Genomic DNA, 17,607 nt, shown 5'->3' with positions numbered 1-17,607 from the left:
CTGCTAGGCCCGGCGCCGATGGTCGACATCCTTGCCCTTGCCCTGAGTCACGGACTGCTGGCGCTGGCCGCCTGGCGGCTGCTGATGCGGCTGGATCTCGATGTCGAATCGGCGCGCGGGAACGCATCCTCTCCAGCCGACACGGCGCCGGCTGCAGGCGGAAAGGCCCCGGCCTCGCGGTCGAGAACCGCGTCCGTCCGCCGCGAGATGCGCTGGCCGGGCGGAGACGACCCGCGCGAGGACGGCGATGCTTGACCTTGCGCTGACGGGCTTCGTCGCCTGCTTCCTGCTGATCGGCTTCCGGCGCCCGTTCCTCTGGGTGCTATGCTATCTCTACGTGGACATCGTCTCCCCGCAGATCATCTCCTGGGGCATCCTGGCCCATCTGCCGATCTCGCTGATGGCTTTCGCGGCAGCGTTCCTGGGCTGGGTGGCCCTGGACGACAAGCGCGATTCGCGGTTCACCTGGCGGCAGGGCATCCTGGTGCTGCTGCTGCTCTATTGCGGCTTCACCACCTGGACCGCCGTCTATCCGGCCGAAGCGGCTGAAAAGTGGGCCTGGGTGTGGAAGGCGCTGGTCTTCGCGATCTTCCTGCCGTTCACCCTGCGGACCCGCCTGCGGATCGAGGCGGTGGCGCTCGTGATGGTGCTGGCGGCGAGCGCGCTCATCATCGACGGCGGGCTCAAGACAGCGGGCGGCGGCGGCGGCTACGGCACGCTGCGCATCTTCGTGGAGAACAACACCGGCCTTTACGAAGGGTCGATCCTCTCGGCCGTGGCGATCTCCATCATTCCCATCATCCTCTGGCTGGTGAAGTACGGCACGGTCTTTCCGGCGGACTGGCGCGTCTATCTGTTTGCCGGAGCGCTGATCTTCGCTGCTTCGCTGATCCCGGTGGGCACGCAGGCCCGCACCGGGCTGGTGTGCCTGGGCGTGCTCTGCCTGTTCTACCTGAGGACCGCGAAGCACAAAGTGCTGATCGCCGGGGGCATGGCGCTGGCGGTGATGGTGGTGGTGCCGTTCCTGCCACCGGCCTTCCTGGCGCGCATGGGCACGATCGAGAATCACGAGGCCGACCAGTCCGCCAGCACGCGCCTGGGCGTGTGGAAATGGACCTGGGGCTATGTGAAGCAGCACCCCCTGGGCGGCGGCTTCGTGGTCAACCAGTCCAGCCGCGTCGAATACGATACCGTGGCCAAGACGACCGTGGACGGCAGCACCGAGATTCGGCGCACTCATGTGGTGGAGGAGGGCCGGGCCTTCCATTCGAGCTACTTCGAGATGCTGGGAGAGCAGGGCTTCCCTGGGTTCGGGCTATGGATCCTGCTCCAATTGACCGGCCTGCTGCAGATGGAGCAGATCCGCCGCCGCTGGCGCAAGCGTACCGGTCCGGACGAGGCCTGGGTGGCGCCGCTGGCGGTGTCGCTCCAGCTGGCCCAGGTGGTCTACCTGATCGGATCGCTGTTCGTGGGCATCGCCTTCCAGCCGTTCATCCTCATGCTGATCGGGCTGCAATGCGGGTTCTGGAGCTATCTGAAGCGCATCGACGTGCGGCTGCCGCAAGCCCCGATTCGCCCCGCCAAGACGGCCATGCGAACCGCCTGACCCGGCTTTCGGACATCGCGCACCGGTTTTCCGCGATGAAATATTCCTAACACCCGCGGATTCCCTATCGCCCTGAAAATGCCCGGGCATTCGCATTTACGGCAAATTAACCTTTAACCTTCATTGGTCCTATGGTTAATACATGGAAATATCCGTTCCGGCTGGGGATTTGGGCCGATGGACGGGGGGCGAAAGGGAATTCCGATGCGAGTGCTGCTGATCGAGGATGAACCGACTACTGCGCGGGCCATCGAACTCATGCTGACGGCCGAAGGTTTCAACGTCTACTCCACCGATCTCGGTGAAGAAGGCCTCGATCTCGGCAAGCTCTACGATTACGACATCATTCTGCTCGACCTCAACCTGCCGGACATGCACGGCTATGACGTGCTAAAGAAGCTGCGCGTGGCCAAAGTGCAGACGCCGGTTCTCATTCTTTCCGGCATCTCCGAAATGGATTCGAAGGTGCGCTCGTTCGGCTTCGGCGCCGACGATTACGTGACCAAGCCCTTCCACCGCGAAGAACTGATCGCGCGTATCCACGCCGTCGTTCGTCGTTCGAAGGGCCACTCGCAGTCGGTCATCCGCACCGGCAAGCTGGTGGTGAACCTCGACGCCAAGACCGTTGAAGTCGACAGCGCCCGCGTGCACCTGACCGGCAAGGAATATGCGATGCTGGAGCTGCTCTCGCTCCGCAAGGGCACCACGCTGACCAAGGAAATGTTCCTCAACCACCTCTACGGCGGCATGGACGAGCCGGAACTGAAGATCATCGACGTCTTCATCTGCAAGCTGCGCAAGAAGCTGGCCCACGCCTGCGGCGGCGCCAACTATATCGAGACGGTCTGGGGCCGCGGCTATGTGCTGCGCGATCCGGACGAGCTTCAGGAAGTCGCGTAAAACCTACCCCTTGCGCGCCCCTTGCGGGGACATGACGCGTGAACGGAACGGCCTGCCCCTTGGGGTGGGCCGTTTCGTTTTGCGGGCCTTGTTTGTGGGGCTGGGCTGGGCACCGGCGCGTTCCGGGCGCATGCTTGGCACATGCCGATGTTTGTGCCCGCCCCGCTGGGCACCCCGACCCTGATCGATACTCGCTCTCACCACCTCCTTCGTCATTGCGAGGAGGCGAAGCCGACGTGGCAATCCAGGGCGGCGTGGAACTGCCCTGGATTGCTTCGCTACGCTCGCAATGACGAAGGTGGGGCTGGGTCGGGCATACGGTGCCAAGGTGCCAGGGTGCCAGGGTGCCAGGGTGCCAGGGTGCCAGAGTGCGAGGCACAGGGCGCGCAGGACCGGACCGAAACCTTACCCCCAATCACGCACAAAAAGGCCCACGAAACCCCACCCTCGGCCGGTAAATCGCCGCCTCCACGGCCCCGTCAGCGGCTGCCACGTTGACCTTGCCCCGCATCGGTGCCAGTGGCCCGCGCCATGACGGCTCACAAATCCGGCGATCCGACCACGCTCAACCGCCTTTACGGCCGCGCCAAGGGCAAGCCCCTGCGCGCGGGCCAGCAGGCGCTGGTCGACAACCTGCTGCCGCGAATCGCGGTTCCCCTCGAAGGTCCGGTGACGGCCGAGCTGCTGTTCGGCGAGAATTGCCCGCTCCATTTCGAGATCGGCTTCGGCGGCGGCGAGCACCTGGCTTTCCGCGCGGACCTGCTGCCGGGGCATGGCTTCATCGGTGCAGAGCCCTTCATCAACGGCGTGGCGCAGGCGCTCACCCATGTCTCGGGCGAGAATCCGGTAGGCGGCGGGCCGGCGCAGCCGCCGCTCGGCAACGTCCGCATCCATCACGGCGATGCCCTGGAAGTGCTCTCGCGCATTCCGGACGGCTCGCTCTCGTTCCTCTACCTGCTGCACCCGGACCCCTGGCCCAAGGCGCGCCACGCCAAGCGGCGCATGATGAACGACGGCCCGGTGAACATGTTCGCGGCCAAGCTCAAGCCCGGCGGCGAGTTCCGCTTCGGCACCGACCATGCGGTCTACGTGCGCCATGCGCTGATGGTGATGCAGCGCCACACCGACCAGTTCGAGTGGCTTTGCGACAAGCCGCAGGACTTCCAGGTCCGTCCTGGCGGCTGGCCGGAAACGCGCTACGAAAACAAGGCGCGCACCGTCTATGGGCATGAGGTCTGGTATTTCCGCTATCGCCGGAAGTGAGCGGGAAGTGACGTCGTGGAGATGACATCGTCCCGGACTTGATCCGGGACCGCGGGCCATGACCAGCCCAAATCGCGGGCAGGCGCTCTTCTGAACGGTATGTCTGAAAAAGCGGCGCCCGGCATGATCCGGGCGCCGCTTTTTTCGTTACCCGGCGATTCCGGCCGCAGCCAGTACCGCCAGCGTCAGCACGTCGGGTGCCAGTGCGGTCATCGGCACGATCTGCACCGGCTTTTCCGCGCCCAGCAGCATCGGCCCGATCGAGGTGGTGCCGCCGATCTCCTTGAGCAGCTTGGCCGAGATATTGGCCGACTGCAGGCCGGGCATGATCAGCACGTTGGCAGGCGCCGAAAGGCGGCTGAAGGGATAGAGCGCCATGATCTTCGGGTTCAGCGCCGCGTCCGGGGCCATTTCGCCTTCGTATTCGAAGTCGGGCTGTTCCTCGTCGAGGATGCGGATCGCCTCGCGGGTCTGTTCCAGCCACTTGCCCGACGGATTGCCGAAGGTGGAGTAGCTGAGGAAGGCCACGCGCGGTTCATGGCCCAGGCGCCGGGCGACGGCCGCGGTTTCCTTGGCGATCACTGCGAGCTGCTCGGCGGTCGGGCGCTCGTTGATGGTGGTGTCGGCCATGAACACCGTGTGGTTCTTGCCCACCAGCATGTGGATGCCGAAGGCCAGCTTGCCCTCGGCCGGATCCAGCACGCGGCGCACTTCCTTGATCGACTGCGCGAAGGGGCGGGTCATGCCAGTGATAAGGCCGTCACCCACGCCCAGCTTGAGCAGGCCGGAAGCGAAGATGTTGCGATCGGTATTGACCATGCGCTGCACGTCGCGCTGCAGGAAGCCGCGACGTTTCAGGCGTTCGTAAAGCATCTCCACCATCGGGGCGACATGCTCGGAGACCATCGAATTCTCGATATGGAAGCTCTCCGGGTTGGGCACGCCCAGCTCGGCCATCTTGTCGAGGATGACCTGGGTGCGGCCGACCAGCACGGGTTCGCCATAGCCGAAGTCGCGGTACTGGATCGCCGCGCGCAGCACCACTTCGTTGTCCGCTTCGGCGAAGATCATGCGCTTGGGATTGGCGCGGACCTGTTCGTAGACGCGGGTGAGCACCGAGGTGGTGGGATTGAGGCGCGCCTTGAGCTGGTCGCGGTAGGCTTCGAAGTCCTCGATCGGGCGCTTGGCGACGCCCGAATCCATGGCGGCCTTGGCCACCGCCATGGGCACGACTTCCATCAGGCGCGGATCGAAGGGCGCGGGGATGATGTAGTCGCGGCCGAACTGCTGCGATTCGCCGTAAGCGACGGCCACGTCCTCGTGAACCTGCTCGCGCGCCAGTTCGGCGATGGCCGTGGCAGCAGCGATCTTCATCTCTTCATTGATGGCGGTGGCGCTGACATCCAGCGCGCCGCGGAAGATGAAGGGGAAGCCCAGCACGTTGTTGACCTGGTTCGGATAGTCCGAACGGCCGGTGGCGACGATGGCATCGGGGCGCACGGCCTTGGCTTCGGGCGGGGTGATTTCCGGGTCCGGGTTGGCCATGGCGAAGATGATCGGCTCGGGCGCCATGGTCTTGACCATCTCGGGCGTGATCGCGCCCTTGGCCGAGAGGCCGAGAACGACGTCCGCGCCTTCGAGCGCTTCGGCCAGCGTGCGCCGGTCGGTCTTCACTGCGTGGGCGGACTTGAACTGGTCCACGCGTTCGCGGCCCGGATAGATCACGCCGCGCGTATCGCAGACGAGCACGTTTTCGTGGCGCACGCCCATCGACTTGATCAGCGCGGTGCAGGCCAGCGCCGAAGCGCCGGCGCCGTTCACCACCACCTTGACGTCCTCCAGCTTGCGGCCGGTGATGAGGCAGGCGTTGATCAGGCCGGCGGCGGCGATGATCGCGGTGCCGTGCTGGTCGTCATGCATGACCGGGATGTTCATGCGTTCGCGCAGGGCCTGCTCGATGATGAAGCATTCGGGCGCCTTGATATCCTCAAGGTTGATGCCGCCGAAGCTGGGCTCCATCATGGCGATGGCCTCGATCAGCGCGTCGGTATCCTCGCTGGCGAGTTCGATATCGATGGAATCGACGTCGGCGAAGCGCTTGAACAGCACTGCCTTGCCTTCCATCACCGGCTTCGATGCCAGGGCGCCGAGGTTGCCCATGCCCAGGATCGCGGTGCCGTTCGAGATCACCGCAACGAGGTTGCCCTTCGCGGTGTAATCGTAGGCCGTGGCGGGATCGTCGGCGATGGCCTGGACCGGAACGGCGACGCCCGGCGAATAGGCAAGCGAGAGGTCGCGTTGCGTGGCCATGGGCTTTGACGCAATGATCTCGATCTTACCGGGGCGGATGGTGTTGTGATAGAACAGCGCTTCGCGCTCGGTGAACTGGATCTTCGACTTTTCGGACAAGCGATTTCTCCCGATTTGGGAGTGGCCCTAACGAATGTTCTCGCCACGCGATAGGGGAAAGGCGGCGCCCCGGCGCTTCACAAAAAGGGACGCGCGGGGCTAACGCTCACAGCCATGAGCACAGCGTCCGAGAAAGCGGGGGTGACCCCGATGATGGCCCAGTACCTTGCCTTGCGGGAGGTGGCGGGGGACTGCCTGCTGTTCTATCGCATGGGCGACTTCTTCGAGCTGTTCTTCGAGGATGCAAAAATCGCAAGCCAAGTGCTCGACATTGCACTTACCACTCGCGGCGAACACGGCGGTCAGCCGATCCCGATGTGCGGCGTGCCGGTCCATGCGGCAGAGGGTTATCTGGCCCGTCTGATCAAGGCGGGTTGCCGCGTGGCGATTGCCGAACAGACCGAAACGCCCGCCGAAGCCAAGGAGCGCGCCAAAAAGGAAGGCCGGGCTTCCAAGGCGCTGGTCGCGCGCGATATCGTGCGCTTCGTCACGGCCGGCACGCTCACCGAGGAATCGTTGCTGGAACCGCGCCGCGCCAATGTGCTGGCGGCGGCCTGCGATCTGCGGGGCACGGTGGGGATCGCGGCCTGCGACATCTCGACCGGGCGCATGGAGCTGGAAGAGTGCCCGCCGGACCGGCTGGGCGCGGCGCTGGCGCGTCTCGGTGCGCGCGAACTGGTGGTGCCGGAGGGCTGGGAGCTGGCGCCGGACGGCGCGATCCCGCGTTCGGGGCACGAGTTTTCGTCCGACGGCGGTGACGAGCGGCTGAAGCTGGTCCACGGCGTCGCCACGCTCGACGGCTTCGGCACCTTCACGCGTGCCATGCTGGCGGCGGCGGGCGGCTTGATCGCCTATCTCGACCATGTCGGGCGCGGCAAGCTGCCGCTGCTGCTGCCGCCGGAAGCGCGCGCGAGCGATGCGGCGCTGGCGATGGACGAGGCGACGCGCGCCAGCCTGGAGATTCTCGAATCGTCGCAGGGCGGCCGCAAGGGCAGTCTGGTCGAGGCGATCGACCGCTGCGTGACCGGCGCCGGTGCGCGCCAGCTGGCCGAAGACCTGTCGGCCCCGCTGACCGATCGCCACGCGATTGCCGAGCGGCTTGAACTGGTCGAATGGCTGCACGACGATCCCCTGCTGCGCGAGGACATGCGCGCCGCGCTGCGGGCGCAGCCGGATATCGGCCGGGCGCTGGGCCGCGTGGTGGCGGGGCGCGGCAGTCCGCGCGACCTGGGGCAGCTTCGCGACGGTCTGTCGGGCGCGCGCCGGATCGGGGAGCGACTGGCGCAGATGGATGGGTTGCCGGTGCTGCTCGACCGGCTGATGCCGGAGCTTGGCGGAAGCCAGGATCATTGGGCCGCCCTGGTCGATCACTTCGCGCAGGCGCTGGTGGAAACCCCGCCGACCGAGCGCGGGCAGGGCGGCTATATCGCCAGCGGCTACGATGCCGGGTTGGACGAACTGCGCGTCACCTCGGGCAATGCCCGCCGCGCCATCGCTGCGCTGGAAGCGAAATACCGCGAGGAAACCGGCGTCGCCGCGCTGAAGATCAAGCACAACAACGTGCTCGGCTACTTCATCGAAGTGCCGCAGCGCCATGCCGACAAGCTGCTGGAGCCGGACAGCGGATTTTCGCACCGCCAGACGATGGCCGGGGCCATGCGCTTCAACGCGCTGGCGCTGCATGAGGAAGCGAGCCGCATTACCGAGGCGGGCGCCCATGCGCTGGCCGCCGAGGAAGCGCATTTCGAGGGACTGGTGGCCGAAGCGGTCGCCGCCCGCCATGCGATAGCCCGCACCGCCGCGGCGCTCGCCCGGCTCGACGTCGCTGCCGGACAGGCCGAGCGCGCGGTCGAGGGCGGCTGGGCGCGGCCCGAAGTGGTGGACGGTCTATCGCTGGATATCGAGGGCGGCCGTCATCCCGTGGTCGAGGCCGCACTGAAGGTTCAGGGCGAGCGCTTCGTCGCCAACGATTGCCGCCTTGCCAGCCATGACCGGCTCTGGCTGATCGGCGGCCCCAACATGGGCGGTAAATCGACGTTCCTGCGCCAGAACGCGCTGATCGTGCTGCTGGCGCAGGCGGGCGGCTTCGTGCCGGCCAGGTCGGCCAAAATCGGCATGGTGGATCGCCTGTTCAGCCGCGTCGGCGCTTCGGACAACCTGGCGCGCGGCCGGTCGACTTTCATGGTCGAGATGGTGGAGACCGCCGCGATCCTGGCGCAGGCGACCGATCGCAGCTTCGTCATCCTCGACGAAGTGGGACGCGGGACTTCGACGTACGACGGCCTGGCGCTGGCATGGGCCGTTGCCGAAGCGGTGCACGAAACCAACCGCTGCCGCTGCCTCTTCGCCACGCACTATCACGAGATGGCGCGGCTGGGTGAGACGTGCGAGGCGCTGTCGCTCCACCATGTCCGCGCGCGCGAGTGGAAGGGCGATCTGGTGCTGCTCCACGAACTGGCCGAAGGCCCGGCGGATCGCAGCTACGGCCTGGCCGTCGCACGCCTTGCCGGGGTGCCGCCCAAGGTGATCAGCCGCGCCAAGTCGGTGCTGGACAAGCTGGAGAAAGGCCGCGCCGAGACGGGCGGGCTGGCAGCGGGCCTCGGCGACCTGCCGCTGTTCGCGGCGGCGCTCGATGCTCATGAGGAACAGTGCGATGCCCTGCGCGACAAGCTGCGCGATATGGACATCGACGCGCTATCGCCGCGTGATGCGCTGGAAATCCTCTACGACCTGAAGCGCGAGGCGGGTACGGACTCTTAACCCCGCGCCGCTAGTCTGCGCGGATGTTCGGGCCCAAGATCAGGAATGTCTTCAAGAGCCGGTGGCATGCGCTGTTCTGGTCTGCCAGCATGTTGCTGACGGCCTATTGCTCCGTGCCCTCGCCGGACGAGGGCGGCGATGCGAATGACGCTGCCCAGTTGGCTGGCACCCTGGCGGCGCATGCCGATAAGCAGCCCCCGGCGCACCGGAATCCTTGGGCCTTGGACAAGCCGGCGAACTAGCGGGGCTGGAAGCCCGGCTTGCGCTCCTGGCGAAGGCCGATTCGCCGGCCCGACTCTGTCGAAATGCGCGGGTCCCATGGTTTCAGGCCGCGCGGCATCTGACGGCAAGGAGCCGCCCCCTGTGCAGGGAGCGGCCCGCGTCCGTTAAAAGCGCCCCGGAACCTGGTTTCCGCTTCGGTCCCGGCCTTCAACGCCGCGTCAGCTGTCGTCGTCTTCGAAATCCTCGTCGGCGGCGTTCTGGGCGCCGTAACGGTTTTCGAGGTCGTCCATCGTCTCTTCGCCGCGATAGGCGGACATGTCGATGACGCCGCTGGTGTCCATCTGGTTCATGTGATCGACCAGATCCTCGACGTCATCCTCGTCGTCGATGCCGCCCTTCACCTTCTCGCTGTCTTCCAGGCCGAAAGGCGCGGTGGCGCGATCCTGTGCCTCTTCGGCGACGGACTGGGCCTGCGCTTCTTCGTCATCCTGTTCGGGGTTGAAGGTTTCGGGCGCGGAATCGTCGGGACGTTCGGTCATGGCGTGTCTCCTTTGCCGGGATAACGGCTAAGGGAACACGCGGGTTCCGGTATAGGACGAACGCGACGGGAAACAGCTTTCCGTCGCGTTTCCTGTCCGCGCGCCAGACCTGTCAGCGAGTAGGAACCGGCACTTCGCCCGAGTAATCGTAGAACCCTCGGCCGGACTTGCGGCCGTACCAGCCGGCCTCGACATACTTCTGGAGCAGCGGGGCCGGGCGGTACTTGGGATCGCCGGTGGTCGCCAGGAACACCTTCATGATCTCGTAGAGCGTATCGAGGCCGACGAAGTCGGCAAGCGTCAGCGGGCCCATCGGATGGTTCGCGCCCAGCCGCATGCCGGCGTCGATATCCTCTACCGAGGCCAGCCCCTCGCCCAGCACGAAGATCGCTTCATTGAGCAGCGGGCAGAGGATGCGGTTGACCACGAAGCCGGGGGCATCGCCCGCCAGCACCACGGTCTTGCCCAGGGCCTCACCGAAGGCTTTCATCCGCGCGGTCGTTTCCTCGGAAGTGGCGAGGCCGGGGATCACTTCCACCAGGCCCATGACCGGCACGGGGTTGAAGAAATGCAGCCCGCAGAAGCGCGCCGGATCGGGCGAACTGGCGGCCATGCGGGTGATCGGGATCGAACTGGTGTTGGAGGCCAGGATTGCGTTCGCGCCCAGCACTTCGCCCACGGCGGCGAAGATCTTCAGCTTGATATCCTCGCGCTCGGTCGCGGCCTCGATGATGAGGTCGCAGTCGCCCATTCCCGAGTAGTCTCCGGCCGTGGTGATGCGGGGCAGCAGCGCGTCCACGTCGGCCTGGGCGATCTTTTCCTTCGCCACCAGCCGGGCCAGGCCCTTGGCGATGCCGGCCTTGCCCTTCTCGGCGATGTCGATCGAGATGTCGGACAGGACCACGTCCATGCCCTTGCTCGCCACGGTCTGGGCGATGCCCGAACCCATGATGCCCGCGCCGATGATTCCGACTTTCCGCACTGCCAAACTCCTCTGGTGATCCCTTTGCGCCGGAAGGATTATCATCGGCGCTCGGCGAGGGAACCTAGCGATTCTGGCCGGGTACCCAAAGCACGTCGTCGGTCCCATTGCCATTCACCGCCCGGGCGAGGACGAAGAGATAGTCGCTGAGCCGGTTGAGATAGCCGAGCGCCGCCGGATTGGTGGGCGTTTCGGCGGCCATGGCGACGGCGGCGCGCTCTGCCTTGCGGGCGGAGGCACGGGCGATGTGGACACGCGCGGCGGCCTCGCTGCCGCCGGGCAGGATGAAGCTGCGCAGCGGCTGAAGATGGGCGTTGATCGCGTCGATCTCCGTTTCCAGCCATGTCACTTGCGAGGGGACCACGCGCAGGGTCATTTCGCCGGGCGTGAAATCCTCGTCACCAGGGGCCTTCGGCGTCGCGAGATCCGCGCCAAGGTCGAACAGGTCGTTCTGGATGCGGGTGAGCACGGAACCGTGCGGCGTTTCCGTGAGCGCGCAGACGGCGAGGCCGATGGCGCAGTTCGCCTCGTCCACCGCGCCGATCGCTTCCATGCGTGCCGCATTCTTGGGCAGGCGGGAGCCGTCGACCAGGCCGGTCGTGCCGTCGTCACCGGTGCGGGTGTAGATCTTGTTGAGACGGACCAAGGTGGAATCCTTTGAAAATCCGCCCAAGGCGGATTTTGGCGGCGAAAGCCCTAGCGCGCCATGGCCAGCAGGATCGCGCAGACGATCACCGCCGCGGCCTGATACTTGATGCGGTTGAACATCATCTTGTTCTGGAGGAGCTGGTTCGCCGTGGGCTCCGTGGAGGCGGGATCCCGGTTCAGATCTTCCTTCGCGCCCTGCATGAAGGCCACGATACCGCGCACGAGGCTGACGACGACCATGATCATCAGCAGGATGATGATGGGGATGAGAATGGTGCTCATGGGCTTTGGTGTAGGCCCGCCGAAAGCGAAATGCCAGCAGGGAAGCGGTGCTGCCGAAGCGCCTCGGCGATGGCCTTGCCGTCCTCTCCCGCGCGCCGCCGGTCACCCAGCGAGGGCGCGCCGCGCCGCTTGGCGAGTTTGCGCCCGTCCGGCTCCACCAGCAGGGCATGATGATGCCACAACGGCACCGGCAGGCCGAGCAGCGCCTGCAGCAGCCGGTGGACATGGCTCGCCGGAAACAGGTCCATCCCGCGGGTGACGAGGGAAATGCCGTCGGCCGCGTCGTCCAGCGTGGCGGCCAGGTGATAGCTGGCGGGCAGGTCCTTGCGCAGCAGCACCACGTCACCGAAGATTTCGGGCGCGGCACGCAGGGTACCGGCCCCCTCGTCGGTCCATTCGAGCGGGCCGGTCAGGTCCAGCGCGCCTGCGACGTCGAGCCGCCAAGCCGCGCCTTCGGGGTCGATCTCCTGGTGGCGGCAGGTGCCTGGATAGACCGGGCCGTCCGGTCCCATTGCGGTGGCTGCGGCGGCGATCTCGGCGCGGGTGCAGCGGCAGGGATAGAGCAGGCCCGACGCCTTCAGGCGCTCTCCCGCCTCGGCATAACTGTCCAGGCGGCGGGACTGGAAGCGGACGTCTTCATCCCAGTCCAGGCCGAGCCATTCGAGGTCGCGGAAGAATTCCTCCACGAATTCCGGGCGGCTGCGCTCTCCGTCGATATCCTCGATCCGCAGCAGGAACGCGCCGCCCCGCGTGCGGGCAAGGTCATGCGCCATCATGGCCGCATAAGCATGGCCGAGGTGCAGCGGGCCGTTGGGGCTGGGGGCGAAGCGGGTGCGGATCATCGCTCCTGCTCCTAGCCGCGCTGCGGCGTGCCGCAAGGGCAAGTGGCGATAGGCGTTTCCGTTTCGCGCTTCCGGCGGGGTTCTGGCTGTGCCTTCGCCTCTGCCGGTGTCCCCTGGCCTTGCCCTGCCTTTGCCTCGACCGCCCCCCCTCCCCCCCCCCCCCCTTCGTCATTGCGAGCGCAGCGAAGCAATCCAGGGCGGTTCGGGGCGGTTCGGGGCGGCTCTGGATTGCTTCGCTGCGCTCGCAATGACGAAAAGTAGGGCCGAAAGCGGCAGGACTTCACGCACACCCAGGCGTGTGGATAAGCCTGGCATAACCTGTGCGCCGGGCGTTGGCAGCCTGAGGACATCCTGTGGAATGCTTGTGGCGAACCTGTGGATTGTTGTATGGCGCGAACCCGGTCCCGGCTTGACGGCGACTCGCGTAAATGCTGCAAAGAAACTCATGCGTTGCCATGAAACCGCAATCAGGGCCTGCGACAGGAGGCCATGCTCAAGTCGGAGCTGATCGAGCGCGCGGCCCGGTTCCGCAGCGCGGAGGATGACCCCTCCCGAAGTCTTTCCGACTGTCCTGCCTTAGTGCTCAATGCGGATTACACGCCGCTTTCCTACTACCCCTTGAGTCTCTGGCCCTGGCAGACCGCGATCAAGGCGATCGTTCTGGAAAGGGTGGACATCATTTCCAGCTACGACCGGGTGGTGCACAGTCCCAGCTGGTCGATGCAGATCCCCTCGGTGATCGCCCTGAGGCAATATGTCAGGCCTTCCGAATTCCCCGCCTTCACCCGCTTCAATCTTTTCCTTCGCGACCGCTTCAGCTGCCAATATTGCGGCTCTCCCCAGCAACTGACGTTCGATCACGTCGTCCCGCGCCGTCTGGGCGGAAGGACCAGCTGGGAAAACATCCTCACCGCCTGCGCGCCCTGCAACCTCAAGAAGGGCGGCCGTACTCCCAAGCAGGCGAACATGCCGCCGCTGGTGGCCCCGATCCGGCCGACGAGCTGGCAGCTCCAGGAGCGCGGCCGGGCTTTCCCGCCGAACTACCTCCACGAAACGTGGCGGGACTGGCTCTATTGGGACATCGAGCTGGAGGCCTGAGCCCTCCGATGCCGCCCGGCGCGGGCGCGCCTCCCTTACTCAGCGCTTCCCCGTTCCGCGACGGCACCGGCTGGCCTCGGCGGCCTTCAGGTCGGGATCGACGCGCGCATCGGCGTAGGACCACGCTTTCATACCCGGTTTGAAGAAGGCGACTTTCCCGTCTTCGGTCTGGAAAAAGTAGGCGCCGGCCTGGGCGGCATAAGTCTTGCCCCCCACCGTGATGGCCGGACCCCCGGGCCGGGTGTCGATGACGACCTGACCGTAGCGCGCGAAGTCGCAAGTGTAGACGGCGGCGCGCTGGTCCGCGAAAGCGGAGGAACCGCTCACGAAGACGAGCGCGGCGGCGAGTGCCAGGCACGGCCCTGTCCGCATCAGATGCCCAGCATTTCCGGCTGGAACAGCCTTTTTCGCGACACCCGCTTGCCGGACAGCATGAACTGCCCGTCACCCAGGTAGTGGACGAATTGCGGTGCCTTCGGGCTGGTTGCGGTGCGGATGCGCAGGACTTCGAGGATGAACAGGTCGTACTGGCCCACCATGGCGTCGTCATGGAGACGGCATTCGAGCTGGGCGTGGCATTGCGGAAGGAGGGGGGCGGCGACATGGGCGGCCGGTTCGCGCTCGATGCCGAGATCGGCGAACTTGTCGCAGTCCGCGCCGCTGCAATTGCCGATCCGCACGACCATGTCGAGCAAGTCGGCGGTGGGCACGTTGATGGTGCACTCGCCGCTCCGTCGCAGCAGCGCATGGCTGTGGTTTCCGCGCGAAACGAGGCAGGAAATCAGCGCAGGCGTGAATTCCAGTACCTGGTGCCAGCCCATGGCCATCACGTTGTCCGCAGACGCGCCGGCATCGTGCGTCGCCAGCAGGACGACCGGCCCGGGTTCGAGGAATTGCCGGGCGTGGGACGGCGGGACTTCGCGCCAGTGAGTCATGCAGGGCTCCTTTCCTGTCGGATCAGGAGCGCCTCAGGGCCGGCGCGGTTCCGCCGGCGCAGCTATGGTCAGTGCAGGGTCTCGACCGGGGTTTCGGCTTCTTCGCCCTCCACGCCGCGGCCCACGGCGGTGGTCAGGGCCACATCCATCGTCACGTTGCCCACGGTGCGCATGAGGTCCGGCAGCACTTCCACGGCCACCAGCACCCCGAGCGGCCAGAGCGGCGTGCCCATGGCCGCCGCGATCGGCCCGATAGAGGATACGAAGCTGATCGTGCCGGGCAGCGAGACGGCGCCGAACGTGGTGGCGAAGGCCACCAGGGCACCCGCCACGAGCGCGCCGGTGGTCAGCTCCATGCCGGCGAGCCGTGCGGCGTAGACGGCCACGGCCATGTTCATCGCCGGACCCGTCGCGCGGAACAGCGTGACGGCCAGCGGCAGGACGAACTCCGCGGTCGTGCCCGAAACGCCGAGGCGGCGGCTGGAGGCGAGCATGGCGGGCAGTGTGGCGATGGAGGACTGGGTGGAAATGGCCACGACTTGCGCGGGCAGCACGGCCGCGGCGAAAGCGGAAAGGCGGCGCCGCCCGGCGAAAGCGGCGATCAGGTATCCGGCCACCATGACGACGGTTCCGACCGCCGTGACCAGCACGATGTAATGGGCGAGCGCGCCCAGCGCGGCCCCGCCGCTGCGCACGCCCAGGCCGAAGCCGAGCGCGAAGACGCCGATCGGCGCGAGCGCCAGCACCCAGCCGATCACCACCATCATCGCGCCGGCAACCCCTTCGAACAGCACGGCGAGCGCGCGTCGCGGCTCGTCCGCAAGCCGGGTCGAGGCGACGGCGAACAGGGCGACGAAGACGATCACCGGCAGCATCGCATTGGCGGCGGCGGCGGAGATGACGTTCTCGGGCATGAGCGAGGAGAGGAAGTCGGCGATGCCGGGCACTGCGGCAGGTTCCTCGCCGTGAGTGAAGCGCACCCCGGGAGGGACGGGGAACAGGTCCAGCAGCAGGGGCATGGCCACCGCGCCCAGCGCGGCGCTGAAGGCCAGGAAGCCGATGATGATCCCCAGCGTGCGCCGCGCCATGGCGCCGGCCTGGGCGACGGCGATGGTCTCGACGATGCCGCTGAACAGCAGGCCCGCGACCAGCGGCAGGATCGTCATCTGCAGCCCCTGCAGCCATAGCGAGCCGATCGGTCCGGCCACTTTCAGCACCGGAATGGCGCGCGGATCGCCCGCCAGCACGAGGCCCAGCACCAGCCCCGCGACGAGTCCGGCCAGGGTCAGCTTTCCAGGAACGCGAATATCCGGAATGCGCGAGGAATTTCCGGGTTTTGCGGGACTTGGGGTGCTCATCGGGCTCCTGGGAGATATGGCCGCGCGGGGGCCTGCGGGGTCGGCCTTGCTCATAAGCGGTGCCGCCGCTCTTGGCAATTTGGCGGCGCTGCGGCTAGAGGATGGGCGAGGGAGCCGCGCGAGCGGGCTGCGGACGTCATCCGGTATTCACGAGACAGTCTCCAAGGGGCAGGTCATGAGCAGACAATTCTTCGGCACCGACGGTATCCGCGGCCGCACCAACCAGGGCGCGATGACGGCGGCCATCGCCATGAAGGTCGGCCAGGCGGCCGGCACCCGCTTCCTGCGCGGCAAGCACCGGCACCGCGTGGTGATCGGCAAGGATACCCGCCTCTCGGGCTATATGCTGGAGAACGCGCTTGTCGCCGGCTTCACCAGCGTGGGCATGGACGTGGTGCTGCTGGGGCCGATGCCGACCCCGGCCGTCGCCCTGCTGACCCGCGAGCTGCGCGCCGACGTGGGCGTGATGATCTCGGCCAGCCACAACCCATACGAGGACAACGGCATCAAGCTGTTCGGCCCCGACGGCTTCAAGCTCTCCGACGAGGACGAACTGGCGATCGAGGCCATGCTGGCCCAGGATCTGGCGCTCGCCCCGTCCGAGGACATCGGCCGCGCCCGCCGCATCGACGATGCCCGCGGGCGCTACATCCACGCCGTCAAGCGCTCGCTGCCCCATGACATTCGCCTGGACGGGCTCAAGATCGCGGTCGATTGCGCCAATGGCGCTGCCTACCAGGTCGCGCCCTCGGCCCTGTGGGAACTCGGTGCCGAAGTCGTGGCGGTGGGCGTCACGCCCAACGGCCGCAATATCAACGACAAGTGCGGCTCCACGCACGTCGACCTGCTTCAGGAAACCGTGGTCACGACCGGGGCGGATATCGGCATCGCGCTTGACGGCGATGCGGACCGGCTGCTGGTCGTGGACGAAAAGGGCAAGACCGTGGACGGCGACCAGATCATGGCGCTGATCGGCACCCAGCTGGCCGCGCGCGGCGCCCTGCGCGGCGGCGGCGTGGTGGCGACGGTCATGTCGAACCTGGGCCTCGAACGCTATCTGCAGGGGCAGGGCCTCACGCTCGAACGCACCAAGGTGGGTGACCGCCACGTCCTCGAACGCATGCGCGCGGGCGGGTTCAACGTGGGCGGCGAGCAATCGGGCCACATGATCCTGCTTGACCATGCGACCACCGGGGACGGCACCGTGGCGGCGCTGCAGGTGCTGGCGGCGCTGGTCCAGTCCGGCAAGCGGGCGAGCGAACTGCTCCACCTTTTCGACCCGGTCCCGCAGCTGCTGCGCAACGTCCGCTTCTCGGGCGGGCAGCCGCTGGAGGCCGCCAGCGTGAAGACTGCCATTGCCGAGGCGGAGGCTTCGCTCAACGGCAGCGGCCGCCTCGTCATCCGTGCCTCGGGCACCGAGCCCCTGATCCGCGTCATGGCGGAAGGCGACGATGCCGGGCAGGTGGAGGCCGCCGTGGCCTCGATCTGCGCGGCCGTGGAAGAGGCGGCAGCCTGATGGCCCTGGAAATGCGCCCCGACTGCGAACGCTGCGGTACCGACCTTCCGGCCGATGCCCCCGGCGCGTTCATCTGCAGCTTCGAATGCACCTACTGCGCCGAATGCGCGGACGACCTCGACGAGCTTTGCCCCAATTGCAGCGGCGAACTGCTCGACCGGCCGACGCGGGCCAAGCGGCATTTCGATTCCGCGCCCCCGTCGAAGGAGCGCAGGTTCAAGGGCTGATCGGCTCCCGCAAGGGCGCG

Annotated in this window: 17 protein-coding genes; 8 read left to right on the top strand and 9 right to left on the bottom strand. The window is 66.8% G+C overall.

Annotated features, from left to right (window positions below; all coding sequences use genetic code 11):
- Nucleotides 1–18: 18 nt before the first annotated feature.
- The 4 genes from EDF57_RS14400 (at nt 19) to EDF57_RS14385 (ending at nt 3,769) form a co-directional block, all read left to right on the top strand.
- The gene (locus tag EDF57_RS14400; protein WP_134094773.1) at nt 19–255 is read left to right on the top strand and encodes a hypothetical protein; all 237 of its coding nucleotides are present in this window, start codon (nt 19–21) and stop codon (nt 253–255) included.
- Entirely contained in the window at nt 248–1,606 is a 1,359-nt protein-coding gene (locus EDF57_RS14395) for a putative O-glycosylation ligase, exosortase A system-associated (protein WP_132264451.1), read from the top strand. Before EDF57_RS14400 ends, EDF57_RS14395 begins: the two co-directional genes overlap by 8 nt.
- A gap of 204 nt (nt 1,607–1,810) precedes the next feature.
- A complete protein-coding gene (locus tag EDF57_RS14390; protein WP_021233000.1) occupies nt 1,811–2,506 on the top strand; it encodes a response regulator transcription factor CtrA in 696 nt (231 codons plus the stop codon).
- Between the two features lie 531 nt (nt 2,507–3,037).
- Nucleotides 3,038–3,769 (top strand): tRNA (guanine(46)-N(7))-methyltransferase TrmB, encoded by a 732-nt coding sequence (locus EDF57_RS14385; RefSeq protein WP_134094772.1) that lies wholly within the window; start codon nt 3,038–3,040, stop codon nt 3,767–3,769.
- 147 nt (nt 3,770–3,916) lie between these two features.
- On the opposite strand, the gene EDF57_RS14380 is transcribed toward EDF57_RS14385, so the two are convergent.
- On the bottom strand, nt 3,917–6,178 hold the full coding sequence (locus EDF57_RS14380) for an NADP-dependent malic enzyme (RefSeq protein ID WP_132264456.1): 2,262 nt from the start codon (nt 6,176–6,178) through the stop codon (nt 3,917–3,919).
- A gap of 150 nt (nt 6,179–6,328) precedes the next feature.
- On the opposite strand from EDF57_RS14380, the gene mutS reads away from it, so the two are divergent.
- A complete protein-coding gene (gene mutS, locus EDF57_RS14375) occupies nt 6,329–8,938 on the top strand; it encodes a DNA mismatch repair protein MutS (protein WP_134094899.1) in 2,610 nt (869 codons plus the stop codon).
- Between the two features lie 440 nt (nt 8,939–9,378).
- Here the strand turns inward: mutS and EDF57_RS14365 are convergent, their stop codons facing one another.
- The 5 genes from EDF57_RS14365 to gluQRS form a co-directional block, all read right to left on the bottom strand.
- On the bottom strand, nt 9,379–9,699 hold the full coding sequence (locus EDF57_RS14365) for a hypothetical protein (RefSeq protein WP_132264459.1): 321 nt from the start codon (nt 9,697–9,699) through the stop codon (nt 9,379–9,381).
- A 112-nt stretch (nt 9,700–9,811) separates the two neighbouring features.
- The gene (locus tag EDF57_RS14360) at nt 9,812–10,681 is read right to left on the bottom strand and encodes a 3-hydroxyacyl-CoA dehydrogenase NAD-binding domain-containing protein (RefSeq protein ID WP_243841069.1); all 870 of its coding nucleotides are present in this window, start codon (nt 10,679–10,681) and stop codon (nt 9,812–9,814) included.
- Nucleotides 10,682–10,745: 64 nt separating this feature from the next.
- Nucleotides 10,746–11,327, bottom strand: a complete 582-nt coding sequence (locus EDF57_RS14355) for a cob(I)yrinic acid a,c-diamide adenosyltransferase (protein WP_134094770.1) — start codon at nt 11,325–11,327, stop codon at nt 10,746–10,748.
- Between the two features lie 50 nt (nt 11,328–11,377).
- Nucleotides 11,378–11,611, bottom strand: a complete 234-nt coding sequence (locus EDF57_RS14350) for an HIG1 domain-containing protein (protein ID WP_132264465.1) — start codon at nt 11,609–11,611, stop codon at nt 11,378–11,380.
- Nucleotides 11,608–12,453, bottom strand: a complete 846-nt coding sequence (gene gluQRS, locus EDF57_RS14345; RefSeq protein ID WP_134094769.1) for a tRNA glutamyl-Q(34) synthetase GluQRS — start codon at nt 12,451–12,453, stop codon at nt 11,608–11,610. Before gluQRS ends, EDF57_RS14350 begins: the two co-directional genes overlap by 4 nt.
- 489 nt (nt 12,454–12,942) lie before the next feature.
- Between gluQRS and EDF57_RS14340 the strand changes: the two genes are divergently transcribed.
- The gene (locus tag EDF57_RS14340) at nt 12,943–13,551 is read left to right on the top strand and encodes an HNH endonuclease (RefSeq protein WP_132264468.1); all 609 of its coding nucleotides are present in this window, start codon (nt 12,943–12,945) and stop codon (nt 13,549–13,551) included.
- A 39-nt stretch (nt 13,552–13,590) separates the two neighbouring features.
- Here EDF57_RS14340 and EDF57_RS14335 read toward each other — a convergent pair whose 3' ends face one another.
- From EDF57_RS14335 to EDF57_RS14325, 3 genes are all read right to left on the bottom strand, one after another.
- On the bottom strand, nt 13,591–13,923 hold the full coding sequence (locus EDF57_RS14335; protein ID WP_134094768.1) for a hypothetical protein: 333 nt from the start codon (nt 13,921–13,923) through the stop codon (nt 13,591–13,593).
- A complete protein-coding gene (locus EDF57_RS14330; protein ID WP_134094767.1) occupies nt 13,923–14,486 on the bottom strand; it encodes a flavin reductase family protein in 564 nt (187 codons plus the stop codon). Before EDF57_RS14330 ends, EDF57_RS14335 begins: the two co-directional genes overlap by 1 nt.
- Nucleotides 14,487–14,554: 68 nt before the next feature.
- On the bottom strand, nt 14,555–15,844 hold the full coding sequence (locus tag EDF57_RS14325; RefSeq protein WP_132264473.1) for a cation:dicarboxylase symporter family transporter: 1,290 nt from the start codon (nt 15,842–15,844) through the stop codon (nt 14,555–14,557).
- Between the two features lie 175 nt (nt 15,845–16,019).
- On the opposite strand from EDF57_RS14325, the gene glmM reads away from it, so the two are divergent.
- Both glmM and EDF57_RS14315 read left to right on the top strand, forming a co-directional pair.
- Nucleotides 16,020–17,360 (top strand): phosphoglucosamine mutase, encoded by a 1,341-nt coding sequence (glmM, locus tag EDF57_RS14320; RefSeq protein WP_132264474.1) that lies wholly within the window; start codon nt 16,020–16,022, stop codon nt 17,358–17,360.
- Nucleotides 17,360–17,587 (top strand): DUF1272 domain-containing protein, encoded by a 228-nt coding sequence (locus EDF57_RS14315; RefSeq protein WP_132264476.1) that lies wholly within the window; start codon nt 17,360–17,362, stop codon nt 17,585–17,587. The genes glmM and EDF57_RS14315 overlap by 1 nt, the downstream gene beginning before the upstream one ends.
- Nucleotides 17,588–17,607: the final 20 nt, after the last annotated feature.

It is taken from the genome of Novosphingobium sp. PhB55, assembly GCF_004368805.1.
Lineage (GTDB): Bacteria > Pseudomonadota > Alphaproteobacteria > Sphingomonadales > Sphingomonadaceae > Novosphingobium.
The sequence above is the reverse complement of the archived record's forward strand: the minus strand, read 5'-3'. Positions and strand labels throughout refer to the sequence as shown.